Raw genomic sequence first — 25,513 nt, 5'->3', positions numbered from 1 at the left:
ATAGGGCGGAAGCACGGACGACGCAAGAGCACGTCTAGACGCGAAACTCTAGGTTGGAAAGGCGGGGACTCAGGCCATTGCTGACGAAGCGCCGACCGGCGCATCGGCTTATTTCTTTGGCCGCTTCGGTTGGCTGGCGGAGCGCGCCAGTTTCTTTTCCATGATGGCCGCGACGCGATCGCCGAGGTAGTCGCCGGAGGCCTCTTCAAGCGCTCGATTCATCTCGCTCTCGACGAGCACCATAGCGAGCGGCCGCACGCGCCAGATCGCATCCACGAGGGCCGGCACGTCGGCGGGCGGCGGCAGCGCGTCCGGATCGTAGCGGTCCAGTTGGCGAACCACCAGATCGACCAGTGCGTGGGCGATCGCGCTGAAATGCGGCCGTGCGACGCCGACGGCGTCGAGGAGATCGGCCAGCGGAATGCCTTCTTTCGCGAGCGTGGCGCCAGCGGCGAGTGCAGTGGGGCTGCCCGACACGAACGACAGGCCCTCGCGCTCCAGCAGGCCGAGATCGACCGCTTTCGCGAGCGCGCTCGGCGACGCTTTGTCGCCGAACATTTGCAGCAGTTCGACCAACGAATACTTCTTTGGATGTTCGCGCGACCAGCGACCGCCGATCGCGGTTTCGAGGCCCAGAATGGAGCGAAGATCGTGGCCTTCGTCCACGGCCTTGATCAGATCCTGGATGTTCGCGAGCGTGTAGCCGCGAGAGAGCAGATGATTGATCAGCTTCAGACGCGACACGTGAGCGTCGTTATACACGCCCACTCTGCCGCGCTTTTCCGGTGGCGCGAGAAGGCCGCGGTCCTGATACGCCCGCACGTTTCGCACAGTTGTGTCGCTGACGCGCGCGAGTTCGTCGACGGTGTACTCGTTGCGCGGCGCGGCGCCTGCGGACGTGTCCGAGGCGCCGGACGAGGACGGCGGCGAGGTGGAGGGCGGCGTGGCGGGCGGCGTGTTAGGCATGCCCGGAATTTTACCCCCGCTGTATGGAGGCGGACCAGCACGACGCTCGGGTTGCAGCTTCAGGTTTCGTAGTCAGGCGGCGTCGAAGCGCCCGCACCCAAAGTCCGCTGCATCAGCGTGGTGTCGAGCCATCTGCCATGTTTGAAACCGACTGCCCTCAACGTGCCGGTCAACTCGAAACCCAACTGCTTATGCAGCGACAGTGATCCGCCACTGCCGCCGTCCGCGATCACGGCGACCATCTGGCGCCATGGCCCGGTTTCGCATCGGTCGATCAGCGCCTGTAGCAGCACACGGCCGAGGCCTCGTCCGCGATAGGCGTCGCTCACATAGATCGAATCTTCGATGGTGTTTCTGTACGCCGCGCGAGGACGGTACGGCGTCGCATAGCAGTAGCCCGCGACCTCTCCGCCAATCTCGGCGACCATGTACGGCAGTCCATGGCTGCGCACCGACGCGAGCCGCATGCGCAGTTCGTCCACGGAAGGCGGCACTTCTTCGAACGACGCGACGCCGGTCAACACATGGTGCGCGTAAATGGCCTGAATGGCGGGCAGGTCGGCTTCGGTTGCGTCGCGGATAAGCGGGTCGCTGCCGGGCGACTCGGCGGTTGCGGCGGTTGCAGCGGTTGCGTCCGGGGCGCCGGATGCGGGGCGGGCTGTGGTCATACGTGGTCCTGGTGCGGCCGGGTCCGGCCTGTCGTGTCTCTTCTTCTGAGGATACGTTTGACTATGCCCGCCGCACGCGCAAATTTGAAGCCGGACAAAAATCGTTGCGTGAGGACTCGGCGCCAGGTCAGGCCGTGCGGCGCGCCGGCGTCGCTTTGGAGAAGTGCCGGGCGCCGGCCACGCACGCCACCACTGCGACGGTGACCGCGATCATCGAAGGCGGCACCTGTTCGTGCAACAACAGACCTGCAAGCACCAGCCCGAAAAACGGCTGCAGCAGTTGCAACTGTCCGACTCCTGCGATGCCGCCAAGTGCGAGGCCGCGATACCAGAATACAAAGCCGATCAGCATGCTGAACAGCGACACATACGCGAGCCCCCAAAGCGCTGCGTGGCTGACGCCCTCGAAAGAAGCCGGGCGGGTCCACCATGCGAGCGGCAACATCAGCGGAAGCGACAGCACCAGCGCCCACGAAATAACCTGCCAGCCGCCGAGATGCCGCGATAGCCGCGCGCCTTCCGCATAGCCCAGCCCGCACACGACGATTGCGGCGAGCATCAACGCGTCGCCCACCGGAGACGCATCGAGACCGTGGCGCATCGCAAACGCGACCACCGCGCCGCTGCCGAGCGCCGAGAAGAACCAGAAGGCTGCTTGCGGACGTTCGCCGCCGCGCAGCACGCCGAAGATCGCGGTTGCAAGCGGCAGCAGTCCGACGAATACGATCGCGTGCGCGGAACTCACGTGGCGCAGCGCAAGCGCGGTCAGAAGCGGAAAACCGACCACCACGCCGAGCGCGACGATTACGAGCGGAACCATATCGCGCCGCGCGGGACGCGCCTCGCGGAACACGAGCAGCAGCAACAGACCGAGCGTGCCCGCGATGGTCGCGCGCGCCACCGTCAGGAACACCGGATCGAGCCCTTGCACGGCGATGCGCGTGGCCGGCAGCGAGCCGCTGAAAATCAGCACGCCTATGAGCCCGCTCAGCCAGCCATTCGTTGTCTTGTCCATCTAGAGGTCCATGCGTATTGGAATGAAGCGTATAGCATCCGCTTTCATCGCGAAAAGGTTAAGCTACGGATCAGTACAATTCCTGCAAACTGTACCGACGAAGGAGCAGTACAGATGGAGCAAGGTGGGCAGATGCGAGCACTTGAGAAATCGCAAGGAACGCGTGTAGGCATCGTCATGGACAATCTGCGCGAACGCATTGCGAGTCGCTCGCTGATGCCCGGCGCGCGCGTGCCGTCGATCCGCGTCATGACCGAAACGCTCGGTGTGTCGAAGTCGACGGTGGTGGAGGCGTATGACCGGCTCGTTGCCGAAGGCGCGATCGTGGCCCGGCGCGGCTCGGGATTTTTCGTGTCGGGCCATGCGCCGCCGCTCGCGCTCGCCGATCTCGGGCCGCGCCTCGATCGCGAGGTCGATCCGTTATGGCTCACTCGCCAGTCGTTACAACCCGGCTCCAAGGTGCTGAAGCCGGGTTGCGGCTGGATGCCGGCCTCCTGGCTGCCCGAGGACGGCGTGCGTCGCGCGTTGCGGGCCATAGCGCGCGATCCGCAGTCGCCGCTCGCTGACTATGCGAACCCGTATGGCCTGCCCGCGCTGCGTCAGCAGCTTGCCTGGCGACTTGCGCAGCACGGCGTGGAAGCGCCGCCCGAACAGATCGTCCTCACCGACGGCGGCACGCACGCGCTCGACCTGGTGTGCCGTTTTCTGCTCGAACCGGGGGACACGGTTCTGATCGACGACCCGTGCTATTTCAACTTCCAGGCGCTGTTGCGGGCGCATCGCGCGCGCATCGTCGGCGTGCCTTATACGCCGTCGGGTCCGGACCACGCGGCCTTCGAGCGGGCGCTGGTCGAGCATCGTCCGCGGCTCTATGTGACTAACTCCGCGATTCATAACCCGACCGGCGCGACGCTCGCGCCGGCGGTCGCGCATCGGCTGCTCAAGCTCGCCGGCGAACACGGACTGATTGTCGTCGAGGACGATATCTTCGCGGACTTCGAAGACGAACCCGCGCCGCGGCTTGCCGCGTTCGACGGGCTCACGCGCGTGGTGTCGATCGGCAGCTTTTCGAAGACGCTTTCCGCGGCTGCGCGTTGCGGCTACATCGCCGCGCGCGCCGAATGGATCGAGCCGCTGATCGACCTGAAGCTCGCCACGTCGTTCGGCAATGGGCAACTCACGGCGAGCGTCGTGCATCGGTTGCTGGTGGACGGTACTTACCGGCGTCATCTCGAGTCGATGCGCGCGAAGCTCGCGGACGCGATGGGCGAAACCATGCGCCGCCTCAACTACGCGGGCCTCGACGTATGGACGCAGCCGCGTGCAGGCATGTTCGTGTGGGCGCGTTTGCCCGATTCGCTCGACGCCGCCGACATCGCGCGCCATGCGCTAGGCGCAGATGTCGTGTTCGCCCCGGGCAATGTATTCAGCGTCTCGCAATCGGCGACCGGTTACCTGCGCTTTAACGTCTCGCAATGCAACCGGCCGAAAGTGTATGAGGCCTTACAGCGCGCGATGGAGAGCGCTGCCGCATCCGGCGAGCGCAAGCGGGCGTAATCGCGGCAGGAGCGCTCACAGATGCGTTGGCGCTCCGCATTCGCATGCATTACTACTTGCACAGCAGAAGCAGGCGCTCCTGATTCGTACAGTTGCTACGCGGTTTTTCCGAGACCTGAGCCGCGGCCGCGTTGATGCCTGCACTCCGGTTCGCAAGGCAGGCGCGTAAATGCTTCTCTACAGGCGGGTAATATTTCCAACCGCGCACGAGGCTGGGCAATTCCAGCTTGACCTGCTTCCATTTCGGATGCCCATGCTCCTGCAGATTGTCGAAGTTCGCGCATAGCGAGTCGGCAAAATGATTCAGGTTGCCGACGGTATCGCGCAGACCGTAGTCATAGGTGACGAGGAAGGCCTTGACCGTAAGCGTCGGCACGTCTTCTTTCAACCAGTTCGGATAGCTGCTCGCGCGGATCGTGGCGGGGAAATAGGTCTGCTTCGCACGCACGGTTTCGGGTGCCGTGGGCTCGGCTTTCAGCAGACGGATCTGCTGCAGCAGTTCGGGGTTCATATCGTTGAACAGTTTTGCAGGCTGGCCGACCACGATGATCGCAACGTCCACTTTCTTGACGATCAATGCGGCCAGTGCATCTTCGTTGCTCAGGTGCTGGATGTTCTGTTCGGGAATAGGCTGACCGAACATAAGGCGATACAGGGTAGTCGCCGATTGCGCGGTCCCGCTGCCGAGCAGGCCGACGCTGATGGTCTTGTCCCTGATGTCGCCTAGACTTTTGAGCGGCGAATCCGCGCGCACCACGACGTTGATCTCTTCGTCGTAGAGCGGCATGATGAGGCGCAGCGGGCGAATCGCGGTACCGGCGTCGGGATTGCCCGAGTTGGCCATGTCGATGTAGGCCTGATACACGTCGGACTGCACCAGCGCGAGCTTCACGCCCGGCTCGAAGCGCATGCGCTGCACGTTCTCGGCAGACCCCTTCGACGCGACCACGGCGAGGTCGATGCCCGCCGGCTGCGCGACCCATTTCGACAGGTCCTGACCGATCTGAATGTAGGTGCCGCGTTCGGGGCCCGTGACGATCTTGTAGTGCGCGGGTTCGGCACTCAGCAGCGAAGACGTGATCAGCAGCATCGCTCCCAGCCATCCCGTCAGAAATCTCTTTAGCATGGTCTGCACCTATCGGGTCGGGTTGGCAATTTCCCAGCCATTAGATTCGGTATCCGAACTATTGGACGGCCGGCTGCCGCGGCAGCCTGGCATTGCTCGTTGTCTGGGTACTGAGCGGTGCCCAGCCGGTTTCGCGAATCACACGCTCGAGGATCGTCTTTGCCGTGTCGTTTCCGGTGTCTAGCGCCAGCGCCTCGTTCGCATGCTCTCGTGCGCACGGCCATGTTTGATGATCGGCGCACATCTGCGCCGCCAGCAACGCGGCGTCGCGGCGCGCGGTCAACGGCTTCAATTCGGCGGCAAGACTTTGCGCGTCGCCGCTCTCGGGTTGCAGCGATTGCGCTGCGACCAGGGCTGCTTGCGCCGCGCTCAGATCGTTGGCGCGCAATGCGGTGCGGGCCGCCCGCAGTGCTTGCGCGCCGTCGTGGAATTGCGGTGTGGCCGTTTTCGCTGAAACCACTGCGATCGGTACAGTGGCCGGTATTGCCTGTACGGTGTTTCGCACGCCTTCTGTGCCAGTGGATTTGCCCGGCATCGCAGCGATGCGCGAGTCGGCTGCCTGATCGGGCGAGTATCGCGCGATGGTCCCCGTCGTCGTTCTGGCGTCGCGGGCGGTTTCTGCGGATTGCTCGCCGTTGCCGGAATGCAGGTCGCGGCTGTCGTTGAATAGCGCGTAGCCGACATACGCCAGGCCCGCGGCGACAATGGTCGCGGTCGCGAGTACCGCGTGGCGCATTTGCAGACCCGCGCGATGCGGCAGTTCGGCAGGATCGGCAACGGGCAACAGCGGCGTCTCGGGCGAAAGCAGCGACGATGACGACGCCTGAAGCGCGCCTGCCGGAGCGAGGTTGAGGCCGGCATGCAATGCGCCGCCGGGGAAGTCGGGCTCGTTGAGCGCCGGCGCGCCGAAACCGTCGTTCAACATCGACATGCTCAGCGTGCTGGCTCGACTCTCGTGCAGCGCGCTGCGCACAGGTGCGCGTGCGTCGGCATCGAGCGGATGAACCGAGCCGCAATACGGGCAATGATCCACTCGCCGGTAGAGGGCTCCGCCGCATTGTTTGCATGGCGTCGGAAAGCGATCGCCGGCTAAGGTCTGAGTGGACATGCTATGGCTCCAACTGAGGAAAACAATGCCGTTACGGCATGCTTCCGATCGCGCTTGAAGCGGTATGAGTGTCCGCGGAAACCACGATCTACATGCGCCAGAGAGTCCGAGCGGGCAAGCGAGGCCTGCGCGCCGTCGTTTTCAATATGTGGCGTTTCGAAGCGGACGTCAATGGACGATCGACCCTATGTTGTGTGCGCTACCGCACATTACCAGGTAGGACGAATGATCGTGCACATCATGAGGACGAACGCGCGCGATTCTTTTTATGGTAGGGCGCGCATTTCGCAGACGAATTTCGGGCGCATGCAATCAATATTTCCATGACGCGCCCGACCGATGCGCGATGGTTCAATGCTCACGCAACGGATGGTCCTTCAACAGCCACGCGAGCACGAATGCGAGCAATACGACACACGCCGCGGAGAGATACACGGTATGCAACGCACCGGCAAATGCCTGTAGATAGTCGGCGCGCAATGCGTCAGGCAAATGGCGGATCGCGGCGGGTCCGAGTGCGTGCGGCAATTCCGTGTCCGGCGGGATAAGCTTTTCAAGCCTTGCGGCAAGGCCGTTGGAGAACACGGCACCGAACGCGGCCACACCGATCGATCCGCCAATCGAGCGAAACAACGTGGCGCCCGATGTGGCCACACCCATATGCTTGAATTCGACGGTGTTCTGCACGGCGAGAATGAGCACTTGCATCACCATGCCGAGACCGCAGCCGAGCACGCCCATGTCGAGATACATCACATGAATCGGCGTGTCGATCTGCAGGCGCGCGAGCAGCATCATGGCGATCGCGACCAGCAAGGTGCCCGCAATAGGGAACATGCGATAACGGCCAATTTTGCTGATCAGACGACCTGTCACCATCGACATGACGAAGAGGCCGCCCATCATCGGCAGCATCTGCATGCCGGCTTCCGTCGGCGTGGAGCCTTTGACCACTTGCAGATAGAGAGGCAAAAACGTGACGGAGCCGAACATCGACACGCCCACGATGAAGCCGATCAGACTGCTCAGTAAAAACGTGCGCTGCCTGAAAAGTTCGAGCGGCATGATCGGTTCAGCTGCGCTGCGTTCTTCGTGGATGAAACCCCAAATCGCGACGAGCCCCATGCCGAGCGTGATCCACAATTGCGGCGACGACCACGGCAAGATCGTGCCGCCCTGGCTCGTGAACAGAATGATGCAGGTGAGTGCGCCTGCAAGAAACGCAGCGCCCATATAGTCGATGGTGTGCTTGACGTGATGGAGACGCGGCTTGAAGACCGCGCCGATCACAGCCAGCGAGACGATGCCGAGCGGCAGGTTGATATAGAAAATCCAGCGCCACGTAAGGTGCTCGACAAGAAAGCCGCCGAGCAGCGGACCGACTACCGTCGCGAGACCGAATACCCCGCCGAACACGCCTTGATAGCGGCCACGTTGCGCGGGTGGAATGACGTCGGCGATTGCGGCCATTGTCACGACGAGCAGACCGCCGCCGCCGAGCCCTTGCAATGCCCGCAGCACGATCAACTGGGTCATGTCTTGCGCTATGCCGCACAGCGCGGAACCGACGAGAAAGAGCACGATCGCCGTCTGGAGCACAATCTTGCGGCCGAACTGATCGCCGAACTTGCCGTACAGCGGCACGACGATCGTCGAGCTGAGCAGATAGGCTGTGACGACCCACGACAGGTTATTGAGTCCACCCAGTTCGCCGACAATCGTCGGGAGGGCGGTCGACACTATCGTCTGATCAAGCGCGGCGAGCAGCATGACCAGCAACAGCGCGGGGAACAGAAGGCGAATCGGCGGATGGTCGGCGGCTCGTTCAACCGAATGGTCCGAAGCCGGCTCGTGTCGAGTCACAGCGGCCTGCGGGCCGTCGTTCAGCAATCGCTGCGGCCGGGCGAGCACGGCTTGTTGTGTGGGCTGTTGCATGGCATTAGCGCCTTGAAATTAATTAACTCGAAGATTAATATATGCGACATTCTATCGCCCGTCAAACGAGTGCAATGGCAAGAACTCCATCAGTTGGTAAGAAGACGAGCGGCGCGAAGGCTTCCGGCGGTAGCGGGTCTGCGGCGAAACTACGCAAGCGCGCGGGGCAAACGGCGGCGGTTGCCGCAGATCCTGCAACAGGCGCCCCGGCAAAAACCGCGTCAGAAGGCGCATCTTCAAGACGGCCTGGCAGACCGCCGGGCGCTTCGCGCGGAGCGGAGCAGCGCACTCGTCTGCTCGACGCGGCGCTCGAGCTTTTCGCGCGGCAAGGCATCGTCGATACGACGCTCGGCGAGATTGCCCGCGAGGCGGGCTTTACGCCGGCCATGATGCATTACTACTTCAAGACGCGTGAGCAACTGCTCGACGTGCTCATCGAAGAGCGCTTCGGCCCGTTGCGCGCGAGTCTCGGCGTGCCGTTCCAGGAGCATGCCGACGATCCCGTCGCGGCGATCACGCAGCTCGCACAGCGCATGGTGCAGGCTGCGGTCGAGCGACCGTGGTTTCCATCGCTGTGGGTGCGCGAAGTCATCAGCGACAGCGGCCTGCTGCGTCAGCGCATGCAGGAGCGTTTCGGCGACGCGAATCAGAAGACGTCGCTGGCCACCATTGAGCGATGGCAGAAGGAAGGGCGTTTGAATCCGGCGCTCGAGCCATCGCTGATGTTCGTCACGCTGCTCGGGCTGACACTATTGCCGCTGGCCACGTCGAAGCTGTGGCGCCGCGATCCCAAACGTCGCCTGATTGGCGGCGACGAGATTGCCTGCCACGCGGTGGCGCTTCTCGTGCAGGGCATTAGTCCGAGGAAAATTGGTTAACCATGCAACACTTGCTGCATGTCTTGCGATGCGCGGCACATAACGTGCTACCAGTGGGGTAAATGCGAACGCCGGGCAACGGGGCTGCGGGCATCGCAGAAGAAATCGGCAGGAATGACGAAAAGACGCCGCGGCGGCAAGAAAGCAATCAATCGCCAATGCCGCCGCGGCGAATCGGGTGTCGGCCCCGGACGCCGGGAGCCGTTTTTTCATTGGCGTGCAATTTTGGCGCGTTACTGTGCGCGCGTTGCAGGGGGCCATGTCTACAATCGTGGGCCTTTTTTGCAACTCGGCACATGAATTCGAGTCGGAACCATGAACAGCAATTTCGCGGCCGCGCAAATCGGCGGCAAGCAACCCTCCCAGCAGGGCGACACATTGGCCAAGCCTGACGGCCTGACCGGATTTTTAGAGCAACAACATAAAATGAACGGTGCATTGAGACTCGATCAGGCCACGATCGTGCTCGTAGAAGACGACCCGGACAGCCGGGAATCGCTGACCTTGTTGCTGGAAGCGGAAGGGGCAAACGTCGTTGCCGTGGCGGATGCCGAAGAGGGCGTCGAAGCGGCCGTCCGGCTGCTGCCGGATGCGGTGGTATGCGACCTCGAATTGCCCGCCATGGACGGCTTCTATCTGATCCAGCGGCTGCGTGATCACGAGATTCGCGGCGATCACGCGCCTTCGGTAGCGGTGGCGCTGACGGGACATACCGACGACGCCTACCGTTTGCGAAGTATCGGCGAAGGCTTCCAGCACTTCATGACCAAACCGGCGTTACCGGAAGAACTGGTGACTCTGCTGCACGACGCCATCGGTGCACGCGGGGCCCGTTGAGCAGGTCACAACGCGGCGCGAAGCGTGAAAGGCTTTGCGCCGCAAGCGCAACACATTGCCGCTATTTAGCCGCAACGGGCGCCGTCGATCCCGTCTTCGGCGCAGCCGCCGCGGCCGCCTCAGCCGCCTGACATGCGGAGCACAATCCCTTCAATTCGATTTCGTCGCTTGCGATCCGGTAACCCGCATCTTCGATTTGCGCGACGAGCGCCTGACGCAGCTTCGGCTGATGCAGTTCGGTGACGTTGCCGCACTGCTGACAAACCACCAGAATGCCGTGCTGGCATTGCGTCAGATCGTGGCACACCGTAAATGCATTAATCGATTCGATCCGATGCACGAGACCTGCCGACAGCAGAAAGTCGAGCGCACGATAAACCGTTGGAGGCGCAGAGCCCGGATGAATCTGGCGCATGTCGTCGAGCAGTGAGTACGCCTTGGTCGCGCGTCCCGAGTTCAGCAGCAATTCGAGCACTTTGCGGCGAATCGGCGTGAGCTTCTCGCCGCGTTCGCGGCAATACTCTTCCGCGAGAGTCAGCGCGGCTTCGGGCGAGTCGCCGTGCGTGTGCCCCGGCGCTTGCGCAACGGCATCCGCGGAGGCTGCGGTTTTCTCCGTGCGCGCTGGACTGGCTGGGTTTGCGGCGGTAGCGGCGGCGGGCTTGGCGTTCTTCATGCGTCGATTATAAAGGTCAACCATGGCCAGCGCCTGTTGCCAACCTGTTGCCGCGTCGGCGTGAGTCGCCGCGCCGGACACGGTTATGCCGCGCATGCCCGGCGACGGCGACCGGCCCCACGGCTCCGCGGATTGCACACCGCTGGCCGCCCTGGTTCACGTGAGCGGGAAGTCGACGTATTTCTTGAAGCCCGGGCGGGTCGCAATGCGCGAATACCAGCGCTCCAGGTTGGGCAACGGCGGACGCTCCACGCCGTCCAGGCCGAACCAGCGTTTTGCATACGCGCCGATCACGATATCGGCGAGCGTAAACTTGTCGCTTTCAAGGAAGAAGCGTCCCTGCAGATGCGTGTCGAGCATTTGCCACAGCGCGGTGACATTGCGGATGTCTTCGGCGAGTCTGGCCGCGTCGCGCTGTTCGGGTGGCGTGCGCACGAGCGTCCAGAACACCGGCCGCTCGGCCGGTTGCAAGGTGGACAGCGACCAGTCCAGCCAGCGGTCGATGCTCGCACGTAGCCGCGGTTCGGCGGGATACAGCGGACTGCCCGCGCCGTACTGCAGCGCGAGATAACGCAGTATCGAATTCGATTCCCACAGTTCGAAGTCGTCGTCGACCAGCGTGGGAATCTTGCCGGTCGGGTTCATTGAAAGGTACGCCGGCTCGTTGTTGCGGCCGAATTGCATGCCCGCGTCGATGCGCTCGTACGGCAGCACCAGTTCATCGCAGCACCACAAGACTTTTTGCACGTTGACTGAATTCGTGCGTCCCCAGATCGTAATCATCCGGTTAATCCTTTTTTGTCGACAGTTGGCAAGCCGTGCATCGCGCTCGGCGTTCAACCAGTAACGATACACGATGCGCATACGTTTGGATGCGTGCGCGGCGATGCGGCCATCTCTCAACGGAACGCCGGAGCGCCGGCTGCTCGATGCGTTGCGTACAATGAGCGCACCGAAATACGACGAGGCACCGCATGGCCCGCATTGTCCCCGACGACTGGAAGAGCCTCGCCGCCACCGGCGCGGCGTCGCGCGAGCGGGAAACGCTCGCATTGCTGGAACAGGCGCTCCCCGACGATTACACGGTCTATCACGGCGTGCACTGGACGCGGCTCAACCAGAACTTTTCTGTCTTCGGCGAGGCCGATTTTGTGATCGTCAGTCCGGCCGGGCGCGTAATGATCGTCGAACAAAAAACGGGCTTCCTGCGCGAAACCCCGAAGGGGCTCGTCAAGGTTTATCTGCAGACCGAGCGCAACGTGGCGATTGCGCTCGCGCATACCATCGAAGGGTTGCACCGGCGCTTTACCGCCGCGTTCGGCGCGGGCACCTATTTCATCGAAGAATTGCTGTATTGCCCCGACCATATCGTGAAGGACGCCGCGATTGCAGGCGTGAATCCCGCACGGATCGTCGACGCGACGCGCCGCGACCGGCTCGCCGCAGTGATTCGCGAAGCGCTGCCGGCCGATGAGCCGCGCCTGCCGTGCGCGTCGAAAATCCACCACTTTCTCGCCGACGAACTCGCGCTCACCCCGGACGCAAGCGCTCTCGTCGGCCAGGCGGGCACGCTCGTCACGCGCCTCGCGGGCGGTCTTGCGACGTGGGCGCGGCGGCTCGAATTCTCGCCGTTTCGCCTGCGCGTGATCGGCACGGCCGGCTCGGGCAAGACGCAACTGGCGGTGCAGGTAATGAAAGACGCCGTCGCGCGCGGCCAACGTCCGTTATATGTGTGCTTCAACCGGCCGTTGGCCGACCATATCTCGCTCGTGGCGCCGCCCGAGGCGAAGGTCGCTAACTATCATCAACTGTGCGACTGGATTGCGCGCGATGCGGGCCGCGAGCCCGATTTCGAGTCAGGCCAGGTGTTCGATCAACTCGAAGCGATGTTTGCGGAAACGCCGATCGACGCGCGCTGGCAATTCGACGTGCTGATCGTCGACGAAGGCCAGGATTTTCAGGAGCCGTGGGTCGCCGCACTCGAACGCCTGCTACGCCCGGGCGGCGCGTGGTGGTGGCTCGAAGATCCGCTGCAGAATCTCTATATGCGCGAACCGGTGGCGCTGCCCGGCTGGACCACGCTGAAAGAGACCACCAACTACCGAAGCCCGCGCGACATTCTCGACTATGTGCGTGACGTGGTCGGCGCTGCGGTGCCTGTTGCGGCGGCGCTCGCGTCGGGTAGTCCATTCGACGGCTCCGACATTTCGCTGTCGGTCTACGACGAAGCGAACGCCGCCGAGGGCAGCATCGAGGCAACCAAGCGCGCGATCACCCAGGCGCTGTCGCTTGGCTTTCGCAAGCAGGACATCGCGGTGCTGTCGTTTCGCGGACGCGAAGGCTCGGCGATGACCGCGCAGGATCATCTCGGCCCGCATCGGCTGCGCAGTTTTACCGGGAAATACGATTTGTTTGGCAATCCAGAATATCGCGACGGCGACGTTCTGTTCGAATCGATCTACCGTTTCAAGGGGCAGGCGGCGCCTTGCGTGATTCTTACTGAAGTCGACTTCAATGCATTCGACGAACGTATCGCACGCAAACTGTTTGTCGGCGCCACGCGGGCAACAATGAAGCTCATCATCGTCGCTTCGCAGCGCGCAGCCCAGTATCTGCATTTGCGCGACGGCAAGGAGAGAAAGGAGAACAAGGAAGCGCGCGAAGTCTGACGCGCGCTCACCCTCACTCCGACGTCCACGCGCGCGCGCCGACCAGCATGCCAGTGTGCGTCTGGGCGTCCCACCAGATCACGCGCAATAGCGGCGCCTGCTGCGCAATCAGCAAAGCCTGCACCGGATCGCTTTCCACGAAATGCGTGACGCCGCCCGCGAGTGCCGCAGCTGCTTTGTGAGCGGCTGCACCGGCCGGGCTCTCGTCGTGCGTGCCGGGCGTGCGCATCACCAGTTGCATATGGCCGAAGCCGTGCCGCTCCAGCCACGCCTGCGTGCGCGCGCGGTCCATTTCAGGCCGGCCCGTAATGATCGTGCGAACGCGTTTGAGGTCGATGCCCGGCAGCACTTCGAACGGCAGCAGTGCATCGCGTTCGAGCAGTGCCGCCGCGAGATCTTCGTCGTAACGCGCAAGCGGCACGTCGGGCAGCAGAATGCCGTCGAGGTCGATCGCATAAGTCGCGTAGTGGTGATCGTCTGCCATTGCCGGCGCATCGCCCGCTTCGACGCGTGCCCAGTCGTCGCGATAGCGCTCGGTGTAGGCTTGGCGTTCCCACGGGAATAGCGCGAAGTAGCCGCGGGCGTCGATTGCATAGTCCGGCTGCGTGCGGCTCAGGTCGTCGACGGCGCCCGTCAGCGTCTTCACATCGAGGCCATGCTGTTTGAGGAACGCAACGCAATCCACCAGCGTAAAGCCGCGGCCCGCAATGTCTTCGCACAGCAGGACCTTCGAGCCGGCCGGCGGGATGGACAGCGTCGAGTCCCACGCCACAGTGCGCGACGCGCGGTCATAGCGCAGAAACGCAACCGGCGCGCCGGCCGAATGCGAAACCATCAGTGCGAGTGGAGCGCCGCCTCGCAGAATGCCGATTGCCATCGCAAAACCTTCGGCGAGCAACGCGGGTTGCAGCGATTCGATCCAGTGGTCGAGTTGCTCATAGGTGAGGGGCAAAACCGGCTTGTTCATAACGCTCGTGAGGTCGCGCAACGCGTGTGGGAAAACCGCCGCCTGAAGCGCGACGCGCGTCGGCAGATAGCGCGGCGGTGGGCCTTCGTTTTTTCCTGCAAAGAATTTTGACGATATTATGCATGCCGTTCAGCGATCGCGCGTCGGGGTGGCGCGTGTGACGGCAAACGCGGGGCGATGCGCCGCAAGAAAAACAACAGACCACGGAATAAAAGAGCAGATGACCAAAGTAACTGCAAGACTGCAACGCAGGTTTGGCGCGCACGCACGCGTGCGGTGGGCGATGGTGTTGATGTTCGCGCTGACCGCCTGGAGCGTGCAGGCACAGACCGACGCGGCGGCGCTCTCGCTCGACGTCTCCGGCAAAATCGGCAAGACGAACGACGCGGCGCACCGTTCATATCGCTTCGCCGAGGCGCAGCTGCTTGCGCTGCCGGCCCACTCGATCACCACCGCCACGACGTGGACGCCGCGCTCCACCTTCACAGGACCGCTGCTCGCGGATATTCTGAAGACGGTTGGTGCGTACGGCACGCAGGTTGAAATCCGCACGCTCGACGACTACACCTACACGGTCCCAGTGTCGGATTGCGACCGCTACGGCGTGGTTGTGGCGTACAGCATGAACGGCCGGCGCCTGAAGATCAGCGACTTCGGGCCCCTGTTCCTCATCTATCCGCGCGACGCGTTCCCCGATGAACTCGCGGGCGCCTCGGGCGATTCGAAATTCGTATGGCAGATCAAGGCACTCATAGTCAAGTAACGCGCCGTCCGTGGCGCCGGGTTTTATATGTGCTGATCTGGCTCACTGCGCTCGCCGCGCCGGCCGGCGCGATCGGCTATCTGCTCTACGCGAACCTGCTCAATCCGGGCACGACCGAGTCCCTCACAGGCTCGTACGACGGCTTCTATTGGGACGCGGCGCAACTGCAAATCGCCTACGCACGCTTCGAGAACCAGTTGTTGCTCTACCAGGCCGGCGTCGATGACGACTATCAGCGGCTCACGTTGCGCTACCAGTTGCTGCAATCGAAACTGCACGTCATGGAAGGCTCCACGCTGAGGCTCACGACGCAAGTCGCACTGGTGCAACGGCAACTCGACGAAATCCATGCGCTCGATCGCATGCTGACCGACCTGGCGCCTCAGGTCGCGTCACTGCCCAACGATCGCAGCGGAGTCAACCGGATCGTCGCCCAATTGCGCCAGCACTGGAACGAAGTGAACGATCTCGCGCTGAGCCGCCGTTTCGCCGATGTCGCCGACCGCGAAGCGATGAACCGCGATTACATCGACAAGCGCCGGCTGCTTTTTGCAGGCGGCATGATCCTGCTGCTGCTGTCCGCCGCGGCTACGCTGCTGCTCGTGGTGAACGGCCGGCGCCGCACGCGCCTCATGCATCAGCAGCACGCGGCGCTCGAAGCCGAGCACCAGGCGAGCCGTGCGGCGCGCGAGGCGAGCCTCGCAAAAGACGCGTTTCTCGGCATGATCAGTCACGAGCTGCGCACGCCGTTGCACGCGATTGTGTCGTCGATCGAGTTGCTTGGTTTCAACTATCACTCGGAAGCCGACCGCAAGGTGATTCAGCGGCTCGAAACCGCAGCGCGGCATCTCGAAGCGCAGATGAAGGACCTGACCGATTACGCGCGCCTCGGCGCGGGCAAGCTCGAGCTGCGTCACGAGCATTTCGAGCCGCGCGAGCTGCTGGCGTCGATTGTCGACGAACATGCCATGTCCGCCGCCGCGCGCGGCCTCACGCTCGAGAGCGAGGCGAGCGGCGTGAGCGGGCTCGTCGATTCGGACCCGCACCGGATTCGCCAGATCGTCAATAACCTCGTTACCAACGCCATCCGTTATACGGAAACCGGCACGGTGCGCGTGAAGCTGATGCAGCGGCCGGCGCTGCTGAGCTTCATAGTGAGCGACACGGGGCCGGGCGTGCCGCAGGCACAGATTCCACTGATCTTCGAAGAATTCACGCAGCTGGACAGTTCGCGTACGCGCCGCTTTGAAGGCGCGGGCATGGGACTCGCAATCGTTCAGGGTCTGGTGAGGCTGTTCGGCGGCAGCGTTGAAGTGTCGAGCATGGTGGGCGAGGGCACCACGTTCACCGTGACCATTCCTGTTACGCCGGTCGCGTCTGCTCAGGCGCCCGGCGTCACCGCGCGGGCCGAGCCTGGCGGCGCGCGGCCCAGCGTGCTGATCGTCGACGATAACCGGCTGATGCGCGAGTCGCTCGGTGAAATGGTCGCGCATATGGAGTTCGACGCGCACGCGGTCGCCAATGCGGACGATGCTCTCGCGTGGCTCGATGCGCATCGTTGCGATGTCGTGCTGCTCGATCTGCACATGCCCGAACGCGACGGCTACGCGTTTCTCGCGGATCTGGCCGCGCGCGGCGGGCCGTCGTCGGAAGTGCCGGTGATCGTGGTCAGCGCTTATGCGCCGGAGGCCGGCGCGAAGCACGGCGGTGAGACAGAGAACGGCGCGCTGCCGTTCTTCGAGGCGTTATTAAAGCCGATACATTACGGTGATCTGCGCAACGCGTTGCAGCGCGCGCTGGCTTCCCGGCATACCGTCTAGGACAGCGCTGCGCGTTTCACGACCCGCTCAAGGCCGGTTCAGCCGCTTGGACAGATCGGCTACCAGAATCGCCATGCGCGCCGGCTTTTCGTAGCAGGCGACGTCGTAGTTGCGGATCACCTGGCTGATCTCCGATTCGCTCGCCTTGCCGGTCAGCAATTCGCCCGTCAGCACGAAGATCGGCGCATCGGGATTTTCCGACGCGCGTACCGCGCGAATCGCGGCCGCCGATGTCTGCGAGCCGAACAGCCAGTCGATCACGATGCCGTCGAACACCTGGGTTTGCAACTGTTCGGCAAAAGCCGAAAGGCCGTAAATCGCCACTGCGGTGAAACCGCTGCGCTCGAGATAATCTCGCAGATTGTCGGCGCTCGCCTGATCGTCGTCGACAACGGCGATGGTCGGCTTGTCCGTTTCCGCACGGCGCGGATAAATCTCGATCTTGTGGACTTCATACGCGCTTTGGTAGAGCGTGCCGTCGTGACGCGCGACGCGCCACTGGCCGAGCTTGGAGTACGCGACGAATTCCGGCCGGCTGCCCGGTTCGAGCGCGGCGCCGACCCAGGCGGTGCAGGGCAACTCGATTGCGCCGATGCAGAACACAGCCTCCTGCGCAATCGCGCCGACCATGCCCGGGTCGAGCGATTGGGCGCCGAACAGTTGCGCGGCGGGCTCGCCGTACACCTCGGCGACCTTCTTGATTTGCGACAGGGTCCACGGGCTGTTGCCGCGCAGCTTGCGGTGCCCCTGCGAAAAACTCAGATCGAGGATGCGGCAAAGTTCTGTGGTTTGCTGTCGCTTGCCGATTCCATGCCGGCTCATCAACTCGCGCACGCGCTCGGCGACTGCGATGGAGTCTGGTGAGTGTGTTTCGTTGGTCATACTGCGTGAAAATCCGCCGTCTTAAAGGGCTGTGGGGGCGATACGGCAGGCGTAGCGCGGCCGTGCATCATGGACACAAGGCAAAGCAGTACGCGGGGGACAGCAAATGTACCGTAAAACACCGCGGTCAGGGTTTTTGTAAAGGCGCCGCTGTTTCTGTCAGGGAAAGCCGGAAATTCGACAGATTTAACGGTCATACTCGCGCACCCGCTATGCGTAGCGCATAAAATGCATTTTACCGGCGAAACCGGGCCGTATCCACCAAGCGCAAAGCGACGTCAAGCCGCCGGCATCTTCGCAAGTTTCGTAGCGGAATTCCGCAGGCCTTTGAAGATCCGCTCGGCGACCTTGCCCGGGAATCGTTCGGGCAATTCCGCAGAAACCTGTTCTATCACGTTGGGCGTCTGCCCGATCAGGCGCTCGATCAGCGGTTCCGCGCTCGCGCCATACGAGCACTTGAGTGCCATCGTGTTGAAGTGGCGCCGCTGCACGTCGCGAAAAGCGTCGTGCTTACTGCGCGACCACATGCCCATTGCGAGGCGTGCCTTGAACCACGACCATTGGTTAGGCCCGTTGCCCTCCACCGGCCAGATGGACATGACGTCGTAGAGCGGCGTCAGCCGGTATTGGCCGCCCGCCAGCAGGCGAATACTGAAGTTTTTCGCGTGGCCGTCCGGCGCGGCGAGCATCCAGAAGAGAATCTGGCTCGCGAGCAGCGTCTCGATGTCTTGCGCGGCCGTGACCGACTGCTGCAGCACGCGCGCCAGATCCAGCACGCCAGGACCGCCTTCGTTCTCGTACTTGAGGTGCGAAGGCACGCCGTAGACCTGGCAAAAGTCCTCCTGAGGCAGGCGCAGCAGCCATTGCCCGCTCGAATGCAGTTGCCGGTCGAAACGCTCGACGCTCAGCACGCGTTGCTTGCCGAACGTCACGATTTCCGTGTTCGCTACCGGCAAGCCGTAAGCGCGCAGTATGCGCAGGCACAACCATTCGTTTTCGACCGACGTGCTCAGATCCGCCAGCTTGTTGCCGACGAGTCCGAGCGGCAGCTTGAAGATATGGGTGGTGGGCGTCGCGCCGTGCGGCCGTTTCCATTGTTCGTCGTGCCACAGCAGCGCAGTTTTCTCCTGTGCGCCGGCAAGCGAAATGCGGAAATCGTCGATTTCGTCTGTCGCGCCGAGCGCGGGTGCGCTGACGGTGCGCGTCAGCGTGGTCTCGATCTCGGCGTCGGTCAGCGGCGTGCCCTCGATGCGGTCTACGCCCACCGGCGCATCGTCTTCGGGCAGCAACTGGACGGCGCCCACGCAGTCGCGGCCAATAGCCTGCAGCAGGTCGAACGCGTCCAGCGTCTCGGTCCGGTAGCGCTGAGCGATACGCTTTCTGATGATGTCGCTGTCGGGCAGCAGGTTGTCGAAGTAGTTGAGCACCCGCGGCCCTTTGTGCGCGATGTTGCCGGGCATGAAAGGCAGCGAGAGCGACAGCGGCCGGCCGGCGGGCGAGCCGATCCATGTGGCGTCGTAGGAAAATTCCATCGGACCGCGGGCCGGAAGGCGCCACACGCCGACGCGTTCGCCGTTCGCCCAGACGGAAAGCGCGCGTGAATGAGTAGGGCGGGCCATGCTTACCATTCGGTGGAAAGCGTCGGCGCGGAGGCCGGCTGCTTTTTGTCGCGCAGCTGTAGCTGCAGCCCATAAGCACCGCACAGCGATAGCAGCTGGGCGACGGTCAGCGCGGCCGCGTCGGTCTCCCACGCCGAAATGCGGCTTTGGCTCACGCCCACTCGTGCGGCGGCTTCGGCCTGCGTAAGACCCGCTTGCCGGCGGCTTGCAGCCAGCAGTTGGGCAATCTGGTCTGGTGTGGCGATGAGATGGAGCATGGCAAAATATCCGTCGAACGAATAAACGCATTTTATTCGCCATGCGAATATCTGGCAAATATTCGTGTGGTGAATAAACGCAAAATATCTGTGAGACGGATATTTGCAAATTATTCGTCTCGCAGATAAACCGCATCCTCACTGAACTCCGCGGATCACGCGATTGACGAGCGGGTCGCGCAGGGCTCCGGGCGCCATCACCATTGCGGACAATCGGCTCGCCTGCGAAGATTACGCTCGCACTTAAAACCACTCGCCCGATGACCACGACTTATCCGCTGCACGCCGGCTTCAGCGTCGCCGACCAACCGTTTCCCAAGCACGCCGACGTAGTCATTGCCGGTGCCGGCATCATGGGTTGCGCAGCGGCCTACTATCTTGCGCGGCGCGGGTTGTCCGTGGCCGTACTCGACAAGTCGCGCATCGCCGGCCAGCAGTCGTCCCGAGCCTGGGGTTTCGTGCGCCAGCAGGGTCGCGAATCCGCCGAAGTCCCGCTGATGATGGCGAGCATACCGTTGTGGGAAACGCTCGAGCGCGAGTTGAACTTCGACCTCGAATGGCGTCAGGGCGGCTGCCTTTATGTGGCGAGCAGCGAGGAGGACTGGACCTCCTTCCAGCAATGGATGGACGTCGCGCGGGAACACGGGCTCGACACGCGTACGCTCGATCGGAAGCAGATCGATTCGGTGGTGACCGGCATGCAAGGCCCGGCGCTCGGCGGTCTCTATACGCCGAGCGACGGTCAGGCCGAGCCGCGCCGCGCCGCAGCCGCATTCGCGGCGCGGGCGCGGGAAGCGGGCGCGCTATTTTTTGAAGGCTGCGGCGTGCTCGGCGTGGAGCGCGCGGGCGGCGCGATTGCCGGCGTCGTCACAGAGCGCGGAACCATCCGCACGTCGCGTTTCATTTGCGCGGCCGGCGCGAGCAGCTGGCGTCTTCTGAAAACACTGGGCCTGGAATTGCCGCAGCAGGCGGTGCGCGGCACTTGCATGCGCACGAATCCGTTGCCGCCCGTCACCGCGTCCACGTTCTGGGGACATGGTCTGGGCGTGCGGCAACGCGCGAACGGCGCGATCAATCTCGCCGACGACATGCAGGTCGACGTCGACATGACGCTCGGCCATTTCCGCGCGCTGAAATGGTTTCTGCCCGAACTGTGGAGTCAGCGCGAGAAGTTCAGCTTTCATCTGAACGGCGCCTGCTTGCGGGACTTGCGCGACCGGCTGCCAGGCAGCGTGCCGCAGAGCGAGCGCGTGCTGCATCCGCGCGACCCGCATCCGCAGCCTAACGTGAGCCACGCGCCTCGCGCGCTTGCCAAACTGCGCGCGCTGTTTCCCGCGTTGAAGGACGCGCAGGTGGTCGAGTCGTGGGCGGGTCTGATCGACGTGCTGCCCGACGGGATTCCGGTGATCGACGCCCCGCCGCAGGTCAGCGGTCTTACGATTGCCACCGGCTTTTGCGGCCATGGTTTCGCGATGGGACCTATCGTCGGCAAGCTGCTTGCGGAAATGAACGACGGCGGACAGGCGTCGCTGGATCTGTCGGCGTTTCGCCTGCAGCGTTTTTTCGACGGCACCATGCAGCGGCCCCGCAGCATGTTGTAAGCGCGTCTGCCGTCTTCGCGTCCCACACTTTTCATTGATCGCGTCAGCATGAACGAACCGACTTTGCGCCACGCCGGCGTGCCGTATCACACCCAATGGGGCAGCCCCGAATGGGTTCGCCATATCGTCGAGCAGAACGGCGATCCTTGCGACGATCCCCGCTGGCAGAAGAGCGGCTTCTCGGACCCGGAGCGCTACCGCTTCTGGGCCAAACGCCTGTGCGGTCTGACGTGCCTCGAATCGGCACTCGACTATTGGCGTATCGAACACCCAACGCGCGCCGCGCTGCTCGACGAAGCGCTCGCGCGCGGCGTGTATCGACTCCGGGACGACGGCGGCGTCGACGGTCTTATTTATCACCCGTTCGCGGCGTGGGTGCAGCAGGCGTTCGGGGTGCGCGTCGACGTACTGTCAGAGGCGACGCTCGAAGAAATCGCCTCGCGTCTGAATTCGCGGACGCTCGCCGTTGTCTCCGTCAGCCCTGAGATCCGCTATCCGGAACGGCCTAACGAGCGCCGGGGCGGACATCTGATTCTGCTGCACGGACGCGACGCGAACGGCGTGTGGTTCCACAATCCTTCGGGGATCGGGCCGCAACAGGCCGACGTTTATCTGCCGTTCGCGACAATGACGCGCTTTTACGCCGGCCGCGGGATGGTGCTTAGTGTGAGCGAGGGCTAAGGCGAAGGCTTGAGGCAAAGGCTGTACAGCGAGCGCGGCAAGGCAAAACGGCACGCGCAGCGTGCACAACCGGGGCAACCGCACAGCCCACAGTTGATCGGGCCCGTTTTCTGCTGCCACGCGTTGTATCGACATTGCGATACAGGACCCGTTATGACCAGACTCCACGCCTTGCTCGCCGCGAGCTTTTTCGCCATCAGCGCCGTTACCGCCGCAAATGCCGCGACACAGGACGAACAGGCCAAGGCTTGTCGCGGCGACGCGATGCACTTTTGCGCCGCGGACATTCCTAACAAAGCGAAAATTACGGCCTGCATGAAGCAGCACATCGACGAACTGAGCCCGCCGTGCCGCGCGATGTTCAAAGGCGGCAAAAAGTCCGGCGACGGCAGCGGGAATTCGGGCGCTGCTCAGTGAGTTGGCAGTGAGTCCGCTGTGAGCGAGCGGGACACGCGGGACGCGCGCGGGGGGAGCACGCGCGGAGTTGCGGCGCGGTCATGGCTACCATCAGCGCCATAGTCTTCATGAGAGAACTCATTGCGCGCTCTGAAGGCGGCGCGGCGTCGTAGAATCGCCTGTCTCCACTGCGACCAGACATCCGCTCATGACCCGTCCGACCACGCAGATTTTCGACGCCGCCGCGACCGCGCGGCTCACACCGTATGCCGCACTTGTCGACGCGTTGAAGAGCGCGAGCATCGAGTACGCGCAGCAGCGCATAGCGAGTCCCGAGCGGCTTGTCGTGCCGCTGAATCAAGGCGGCATTTTGCTGTCGATGCCGGCAACCTCGCCGGATCTTGCAATCCACAAGCTCGTCAACGTGTGTCCCGGCAACGGGTCGCGCGGCTTGCCCACGATCCACGGCCAGGTGATGGCATTCGACGCCGATACGGGCGAAACGCTGTTCATCCTCGACGGCCCCACGGTCACGGGCCGCCGTACCGCGGCGATGTCGATGCTTGGCGTCCGGACATTTGCCGCGGCCGCGCCCCGCGAATTCGTGCTGATCGGCACCGGCACGCAGGCGCTGAATCATCTGGAAGCGATAGGCGAGCTGTACCCGGACGCGCGTGTGTGGGTGAAGGGCAGTGCGCCGGCTCGCGCCGAAGCGTTTTGCGCCGCGCATCGCAGCAAGGCATTCGAAGTCCAGCCGCTTGCGGATCCGGATGCAGCGCTGCCCGAGTCGGTCGACACGGTCATTGCGCTGACCACGAGCCGGCAACCCGTCTATCAGGAAGCGCCGCGTGCAAGCCGCCTCGTGATCGGCGTCGGCGCCTTTACGCCCGAAATGGTCGAAATCGGCGCCCGGACGATCGCGGACAGCGCACTTTTTGTCGACGACGAAGCCGGAGCAAAACACGAAGCCGGCGATTTCATCCAGGCAGGCGTGGATTGGGGCGACGTTCGGGGTATCGCGGCCGTGCTGGATAACTCAATGCCGCTGCCGGCCCGAACGCCGATCGTTTTCAAAAGCGTCGGCTGTGCCGCTTGGGATCTGGCGGCGTGCCGGGTCGCGCGCCAGGCTTTGGGCGGCGGCTGAGCCAGGCACGGCGAGGTGGGCGCCGCGCATTCTGCACAGAGGACGCGAACGGCCGTTGCCCTGTAGCCAAGGCGGACCAGCTGCCGCCGCAACCTACTCAGGCCCGGCAACGCTAATCGCATCCCGCCTAAGAAATCCCATCAAAACAGTGGCTTGCCGAGCCCCGTTGGCATATTGCGCCAATGTGCGGCGCATGTTGCCGTGCAAACAATCCCAAAACGTTGCACCATAGGCGTCTGCCAGAAAATTGTGCCGGTCAGCGCGCCGCGAGGCCGCCTGTCCACTTTTTCTGCCTTTGCCCCAGGCCTCGGCTTAAACGGCTCGAACGGCTCGAACGACCCAAACGGCCCGTTGGCTCCTGGCAACGCTTTCTTTCTCACGACGCTGCGACCGCGCTATGACGACCCAACACGCTTCTGCGACTCCCGACCTTCCGCTCGACATGATCATCTTCGGCGGCACTGGCGATCTGTCGTTTCGCAAGCTGCTCCCCGCGCTTTACATGGCGCATCTGCACTGCAACCTGCCGCCGGAAACGCGCATCCTGACGATCGGGCGCAAGCCGTGGTCGCGCGATGAGTACATCAACGAGTTCATGGAGCAGAAGGCCAAGCCCTTCATCGAAAAGAAAGCATTCGATGCCGCCGCGTGGGACAAATTTCTCGCGCTATTCGAATACGTGCGCATGGACGTGGACTCGCCCGAAGACTATCAGCGGCTGAAGGAAGCGTCGCGCGAAGGCGTACGCCGCGTGTTTTATCTCGCGACGTCGCCCGATCTGTTCATGAACATTTGCGAGAACCTCTCGGGCGCGGGCCTCGTAGACGGCAACTCACGCGTCGTGCTCGAAAAGCCGCTCGGCCACGATCTGGCGTCCGCGCAGGAGATCAACACGGCGGTCGGCAAGCATTTCAGCGAAGCGCAGATCTACCGGATCGACCACTACCTCGGCAAGGAAACCGTGCAGAACCTGATGGTGCTGCGCTTCGGCAATCCGATTTTCGGCCCGCTGTGGCAGGCGCCGTACATCAAACGCGTGCAGATCACGGTGGCCGAAACAGTCGGCGTGGGCAGCCGCGCAGGCTTCTACGACAAAACCGGCGCGCTGCGCGACATGGTGCAGAACCACTTGCTGCAACTGTTGTGCATCGTCGCAATGGAGCCGCCCGTGTCGCTCGACCCGGACGCGGTCCGCGACGAAAAGCTGAAGGTGCTGCGCTCGTTGCGGCCCATGACGCCCGAGGACATCGCCCGCGATACCGTGCGCGGCCAGTACACGGCGGGTGCGGTAGACGGCGAGGCGGTGAAGGGCTATCTGCAGGAAGACAACGTACCGGCCGGAAGCCGTGCGGAGACGTTCGTCGCTTTGCGCGCGCATATCAACAACTGGCGCTGGGCCAACGTGCCGTTCTTCCTGCGTACCGGCAAACGCATGCAGAAAAAGGTATCGGAGATCGTCATTGAATTCTCCGAACTGCCGTTCTCGATTATTCCGAGCGGTGGACGCAACTACGGCAACCGTCTCGTGATCCAGTTGCAGCCCGAAGAGTCGATCCAGTTGCAAATGCTCGCGAAGGAACCTGGCAGCGGCATGCACATGCTGCCGGTAAATTTGAACCTCGACTTGCAGCAGGCGTTCACTGAGCGTCGCGCGGAAGCCTACGAGCGTCTGCTGATCGACGTGATTCGCGGACGCCTCACGCACTTCATGCGCCGCGACGAACTGGAAGCTGCGTGGGCATGGGCCGAGCCGATTCTCGAAGGCTGGGCCAAGTCGGGCGAGCGGCCGCGTAACTACACTGCGGGTACGTTCGGGCCGGCTGCGTCGACGGCACTGATGGCGCGCGAGAATGCGGTGTGGGCGGAGGAGTCGCAGTAAGCGGTCTTTTCTGTCGCACGATGAAAAACGGCCCGCTGAATCAATGCGGGCCGTTTTACTTGTAGCGAACTG

23 protein-coding genes are annotated in these 25,513 nt (G+C 63.3%); 11 read left to right on the top strand and 12 right to left on the bottom strand.

Annotated elements, in window-relative coordinates; translation table 11 throughout:
• Window positions 1-108: 108 nt before the first annotated feature.
• From ACTJLB_RS23135 to ACTJLB_RS23125, 3 genes are all read right to left on the bottom strand, one after another.
• Window positions 109-966, bottom strand: coding sequence for a MerR family transcriptional regulator (locus ACTJLB_RS23135; protein ID WP_310071465.1), 858 nt, complete (start codon window positions 964-966; stop codon window positions 109-111).
• Window positions 967-1,025: 59 nt separating this feature from the next.
• Window positions 1,026-1,634 (bottom strand): N-acetyltransferase family protein, encoded by a 609-nt coding sequence (locus tag ACTJLB_RS23130; protein ID WP_440784572.1) that lies wholly within the window; start codon window positions 1,632-1,634, stop codon window positions 1,026-1,028.
• Between the two features lie 127 nt (window positions 1,635-1,761).
• Window positions 1,762-2,649 carry a DMT family transporter gene (locus tag ACTJLB_RS23125; protein WP_020070354.1) on the bottom strand — a complete coding sequence of 296 codons (888 nt, stop codon included), beginning with the start codon at window positions 2,647-2,649 and terminating at the stop codon, window positions 1,762-1,764.
• Between the two features lie 114 nt (window positions 2,650-2,763).
• Between ACTJLB_RS23125 and ACTJLB_RS23120 the strand changes: the two genes are divergently transcribed.
• Complete coding sequence (locus ACTJLB_RS23120; RefSeq protein WP_440784571.1) at window positions 2,764-4,206, top strand: PLP-dependent aminotransferase family protein; 1,443 nt, start codon at window positions 2,764-2,766, stop codon at window positions 4,204-4,206.
• Between the two features lie 52 nt (window positions 4,207-4,258).
• Here ACTJLB_RS23120 and ACTJLB_RS23115 read toward each other — a convergent pair whose 3' ends face one another.
• The 3 genes from ACTJLB_RS23115 to ACTJLB_RS23105 all read right to left on the bottom strand — a co-directional run bounded on the left by ACTJLB_RS23115 (window position 4,259) and on the right by ACTJLB_RS23105 (window position 8,375).
• Complete coding sequence (locus ACTJLB_RS23115) at window positions 4,259-5,332, bottom strand: TAXI family TRAP transporter solute-binding subunit (RefSeq protein ID WP_020070356.1); 1,074 nt, start codon at window positions 5,330-5,332, stop codon at window positions 4,259-4,261.
• 58 nt (window positions 5,333-5,390) lie between these two features.
• Window positions 5,391-6,440, bottom strand: a complete 1,050-nt coding sequence (locus ACTJLB_RS23110) for a hypothetical protein (RefSeq protein WP_440784570.1) — start codon at window positions 6,438-6,440, stop codon at window positions 5,391-5,393.
• Window positions 6,441-6,791: 351 nt separating this feature from the next.
• Entirely contained in the window at window positions 6,792-8,375 is a 1,584-nt protein-coding gene (locus ACTJLB_RS23105; RefSeq protein WP_440784569.1) for an MDR family MFS transporter, read from the bottom strand.
• Between the two features lie 74 nt (window positions 8,376-8,449).
• Between ACTJLB_RS23105 and ACTJLB_RS23100 the strand changes: the two genes are divergently transcribed.
• Both ACTJLB_RS23100 and ACTJLB_RS23095 read left to right on the top strand, forming a co-directional pair.
• The gene (locus tag ACTJLB_RS23100; RefSeq protein ID WP_440784568.1) at window positions 8,450-9,253 is read left to right on the top strand and encodes a TetR/AcrR family transcriptional regulator; all 804 of its coding nucleotides are present in this window, start codon (window positions 8,450-8,452) and stop codon (window positions 9,251-9,253) included.
• 315 nt (window positions 9,254-9,568) lie between these two features.
• Window positions 9,569-10,090, top strand: coding sequence for a response regulator (locus ACTJLB_RS23095; protein WP_020070360.1), 522 nt, complete (start codon window positions 9,569-9,571; stop codon window positions 10,088-10,090).
• A gap of 61 nt (window positions 10,091-10,151) precedes the next feature.
• On the opposite strand, the gene ACTJLB_RS23090 is transcribed toward ACTJLB_RS23095, so the two are convergent.
• Together ACTJLB_RS23090 and ACTJLB_RS23085 are read right to left on the bottom strand one after the other, a co-directional pair.
• The gene (locus ACTJLB_RS23090; RefSeq protein WP_440784615.1) at window positions 10,152-10,763 is read right to left on the bottom strand and encodes a Fur family transcriptional regulator; all 612 of its coding nucleotides are present in this window, start codon (window positions 10,761-10,763) and stop codon (window positions 10,152-10,154) included.
• 156 nt (window positions 10,764-10,919) lie between these two features.
• Window positions 10,920-11,546, bottom strand: coding sequence for a glutathione S-transferase family protein (locus ACTJLB_RS23085; protein WP_131317578.1), 627 nt, complete (start codon window positions 11,544-11,546; stop codon window positions 10,920-10,922).
• Between the two features lie 191 nt (window positions 11,547-11,737).
• On the opposite strand from ACTJLB_RS23085, the gene ACTJLB_RS23080 reads away from it, so the two are divergent.
• A complete protein-coding gene (locus ACTJLB_RS23080; protein WP_440784567.1) occupies window positions 11,738-13,432 on the top strand; it encodes an ATP-binding domain-containing protein in 1,695 nt (564 codons plus the stop codon).
• A 13-nt stretch (window positions 13,433-13,445) separates the two neighbouring features.
• Here ACTJLB_RS23080 and ACTJLB_RS23075 read toward each other — a convergent pair whose 3' ends face one another.
• Complete coding sequence (locus tag ACTJLB_RS23075) at window positions 13,446-14,399, bottom strand: phosphoribosyltransferase (RefSeq protein ID WP_440784566.1); 954 nt, start codon at window positions 14,397-14,399, stop codon at window positions 13,446-13,448.
• Window positions 14,400-14,619: 220 nt separating this feature from the next.
• Here ACTJLB_RS23075 and ACTJLB_RS23070 point away from each other — a divergent pair, with 220 nt between their 5' ends.
• Both ACTJLB_RS23070 and ACTJLB_RS23065 read left to right on the top strand, forming a co-directional pair.
• Entirely contained in the window at window positions 14,620-15,162 is a 543-nt protein-coding gene (locus ACTJLB_RS23070) for a molybdopterin-dependent oxidoreductase (protein ID WP_440784565.1), read from the top strand.
• Complete coding sequence (locus ACTJLB_RS23065; protein ID WP_204523461.1) at window positions 15,132-16,982, top strand: ATP-binding response regulator; 1,851 nt, start codon at window positions 15,132-15,134, stop codon at window positions 16,980-16,982. Before ACTJLB_RS23070 ends, ACTJLB_RS23065 begins: the two co-directional genes overlap by 31 nt.
• A 27-nt stretch (window positions 16,983-17,009) precedes the next feature.
• Here the strand turns inward: ACTJLB_RS23065 and ACTJLB_RS23060 are convergent, their stop codons facing one another.
• The 3 genes from ACTJLB_RS23060 to ACTJLB_RS23050 all read right to left on the bottom strand — a co-directional run bounded on the left by ACTJLB_RS23060 (window position 17,010) and on the right by ACTJLB_RS23050 (window position 19,740).
• On the bottom strand, window positions 17,010-17,864 hold the full coding sequence (locus ACTJLB_RS23060; RefSeq protein WP_020070367.1) for a helix-turn-helix domain-containing protein: 855 nt from the start codon (window positions 17,862-17,864) through the stop codon (window positions 17,010-17,012).
• A gap of 278 nt (window positions 17,865-18,142) precedes the next feature.
• Entirely contained in the window at window positions 18,143-19,483 is a 1,341-nt protein-coding gene (locus tag ACTJLB_RS23055) for a type II toxin-antitoxin system HipA family toxin (protein WP_440784564.1), read from the bottom strand.
• 2 nt (window positions 19,484-19,485) lie between these two features.
• Window positions 19,486-19,740: a helix-turn-helix domain-containing protein gene (locus ACTJLB_RS23050; RefSeq protein WP_440784563.1), complete on the bottom strand. Its 255-nt coding sequence runs from the start codon at window positions 19,738-19,740 to the stop codon at window positions 19,486-19,488.
• 260 nt (window positions 19,741-20,000) lie between these two features.
• Here ACTJLB_RS23050 and ACTJLB_RS23045 point away from each other — a divergent pair, with 260 nt between their 5' ends.
• The 5 genes from ACTJLB_RS23045 to zwf all read left to right on the top strand — a co-directional run bounded on the left by ACTJLB_RS23045 (window position 20,001) and on the right by zwf (window position 25,441).
• The gene (locus ACTJLB_RS23045; RefSeq protein WP_408166082.1) at window positions 20,001-21,341 is read left to right on the top strand and encodes an NAD(P)/FAD-dependent oxidoreductase; all 1,341 of its coding nucleotides are present in this window, start codon (window positions 20,001-20,003) and stop codon (window positions 21,339-21,341) included.
• A gap of 48 nt (window positions 21,342-21,389) precedes the next feature.
• Window positions 21,390-22,022, top strand: coding sequence for a C39 family peptidase (locus ACTJLB_RS23040; protein WP_440784562.1), 633 nt, complete (start codon window positions 21,390-21,392; stop codon window positions 22,020-22,022).
• Between the two features lie 153 nt (window positions 22,023-22,175).
• Window positions 22,176-22,439: a hypothetical protein gene (locus ACTJLB_RS23035; RefSeq protein ID WP_440784560.1), complete on the top strand. Its 264-nt coding sequence runs from the start codon at window positions 22,176-22,178 to the stop codon at window positions 22,437-22,439.
• Between the two features lie 187 nt (window positions 22,440-22,626).
• A complete protein-coding gene (lhpI, locus tag ACTJLB_RS23030) occupies window positions 22,627-23,562 on the top strand; it encodes a bifunctional Delta(1)-pyrroline-2-carboxylate/Delta(1)-piperideine-2-carboxylate reductase (RefSeq protein WP_440784558.1) in 936 nt (311 codons plus the stop codon).
• Between the two features lie 397 nt (window positions 23,563-23,959).
• Window positions 23,960-25,441, top strand: coding sequence for a glucose-6-phosphate dehydrogenase (gene zwf / locus ACTJLB_RS23025; protein ID WP_020070374.1), 1,482 nt, complete (start codon window positions 23,960-23,962; stop codon window positions 25,439-25,441).
• The last annotated feature ends 72 nt before the right edge of the window (window positions 25,442-25,513 follow it).

This window comes from Paraburkholderia sp. 22098 (genome assembly GCF_052045935.1).
Classification (GTDB): Bacteria; Pseudomonadota; Gammaproteobacteria; order Burkholderiales; family Burkholderiaceae; genus Paraburkholderia; species Paraburkholderia caledonica.
The sequence above is the reverse complement of the archived record's forward strand: the minus strand, read 5'-3'. Positions and strand labels throughout refer to the sequence as shown.

Coding starts and splice junctions, on each gene's coding strand:
- ACTJLB_RS23035 (WP_440784560.1), top strand. CDS start 22,176: ATGACCAGACTCCACGCCTTGCTCGCCGCGAGCTTTTTCGCCATCAGC.
- ACTJLB_RS23050 (WP_440784563.1), bottom strand. CDS start 19,740: ATGCTCCATCTCATCGCCACACCAGACCAGATTGCCCAACTGCTGGCT.
- ACTJLB_RS23135 (WP_310071465.1), bottom strand. CDS start 966: ATGCCTAACACGCCGCCCGCCACGCCGCCCTCCACCTCGCCGCCGTCC.
- ACTJLB_RS23125 (WP_020070354.1), bottom strand. CDS start 2,649: ATGGACAAGACAACGAATGGCTGGCTGAGCGGGCTCATAGGCGTGCTG.
- ACTJLB_RS23130 (WP_440784572.1), bottom strand. CDS start 1,634: ATGACCACAGCCCGCCCCGCATCCGGCGCCCCGGACGCAACCGCTGCA.
- ACTJLB_RS23110 (WP_440784570.1), bottom strand. CDS start 6,440: ATGTCCACTCAGACCTTAGCCGGCGATCGCTTTCCGACGCCATGCAAA.
- ACTJLB_RS23085 (WP_131317578.1), bottom strand. CDS start 11,546: ATGATTACGATCTGGGGACGCACGAATTCAGTCAACGTGCAAAAAGTC.
- ACTJLB_RS23040 (WP_440784562.1), top strand. CDS start 21,390: ATGAACGAACCGACTTTGCGCCACGCCGGCGTGCCGTATCACACCCAA.
- lhpI (WP_440784558.1), top strand. CDS start 22,627: ATGACCCGTCCGACCACGCAGATTTTCGACGCCGCCGCGACCGCGCGG.
- ACTJLB_RS23095 (WP_020070360.1), top strand. CDS start 9,569: ATGAACAGCAATTTCGCGGCCGCGCAAATCGGCGGCAAGCAACCCTCC.
- ACTJLB_RS23060 (WP_020070367.1), bottom strand. CDS start 17,864: ATGACCAACGAAACACACTCACCAGACTCCATCGCAGTCGCCGAGCGC.
- ACTJLB_RS23075 (WP_440784566.1), bottom strand. CDS start 14,399: ATGAACAAGCCGGTTTTGCCCCTCACCTATGAGCAACTCGACCACTGG.
- zwf (WP_020070374.1), top strand. CDS start 23,960: ATGACGACCCAACACGCTTCTGCGACTCCCGACCTTCCGCTCGACATG.
- ACTJLB_RS23120 (WP_440784571.1), top strand. CDS start 2,764: ATGGAGCAAGGTGGGCAGATGCGAGCACTTGAGAAATCGCAAGGAACG.
- ACTJLB_RS23100 (WP_440784568.1), top strand. CDS start 8,450: ATGGCAAGAACTCCATCAGTTGGTAAGAAGACGAGCGGCGCGAAGGCT.
- ACTJLB_RS23090 (WP_440784615.1), bottom strand. CDS start 10,763: ATGAAGAACGCCAAGCCCGCCGCCGCTACCGCCGCAAACCCAGCCAGT.
- ACTJLB_RS23080 (WP_440784567.1), top strand. CDS start 11,738: ATGGCCCGCATTGTCCCCGACGACTGGAAGAGCCTCGCCGCCACCGGC.
- ACTJLB_RS23115 (WP_020070356.1), bottom strand. CDS start 5,332: ATGCTAAAGAGATTTCTGACGGGATGGCTGGGAGCGATGCTGCTGATC.
- ACTJLB_RS23055 (WP_440784564.1), bottom strand. CDS start 19,483: ATGGCCCGCCCTACTCATTCACGCGCGCTTTCCGTCTGGGCGAACGGC.
- ACTJLB_RS23070 (WP_440784565.1), top strand. CDS start 14,620: ATGACCAAAGTAACTGCAAGACTGCAACGCAGGTTTGGCGCGCACGCA.
- ACTJLB_RS23045 (WP_408166082.1), top strand. CDS start 20,001: ATGACCACGACTTATCCGCTGCACGCCGGCTTCAGCGTCGCCGACCAA.
- ACTJLB_RS23105 (WP_440784569.1), bottom strand. CDS start 8,375: ATGCAACAGCCCACACAACAAGCCGTGCTCGCCCGGCCGCAGCGATTG.
- ACTJLB_RS23065 (WP_204523461.1), top strand. CDS start 15,132: ATGGCAGATCAAGGCACTCATAGTCAAGTAACGCGCCGTCCGTGGCGC.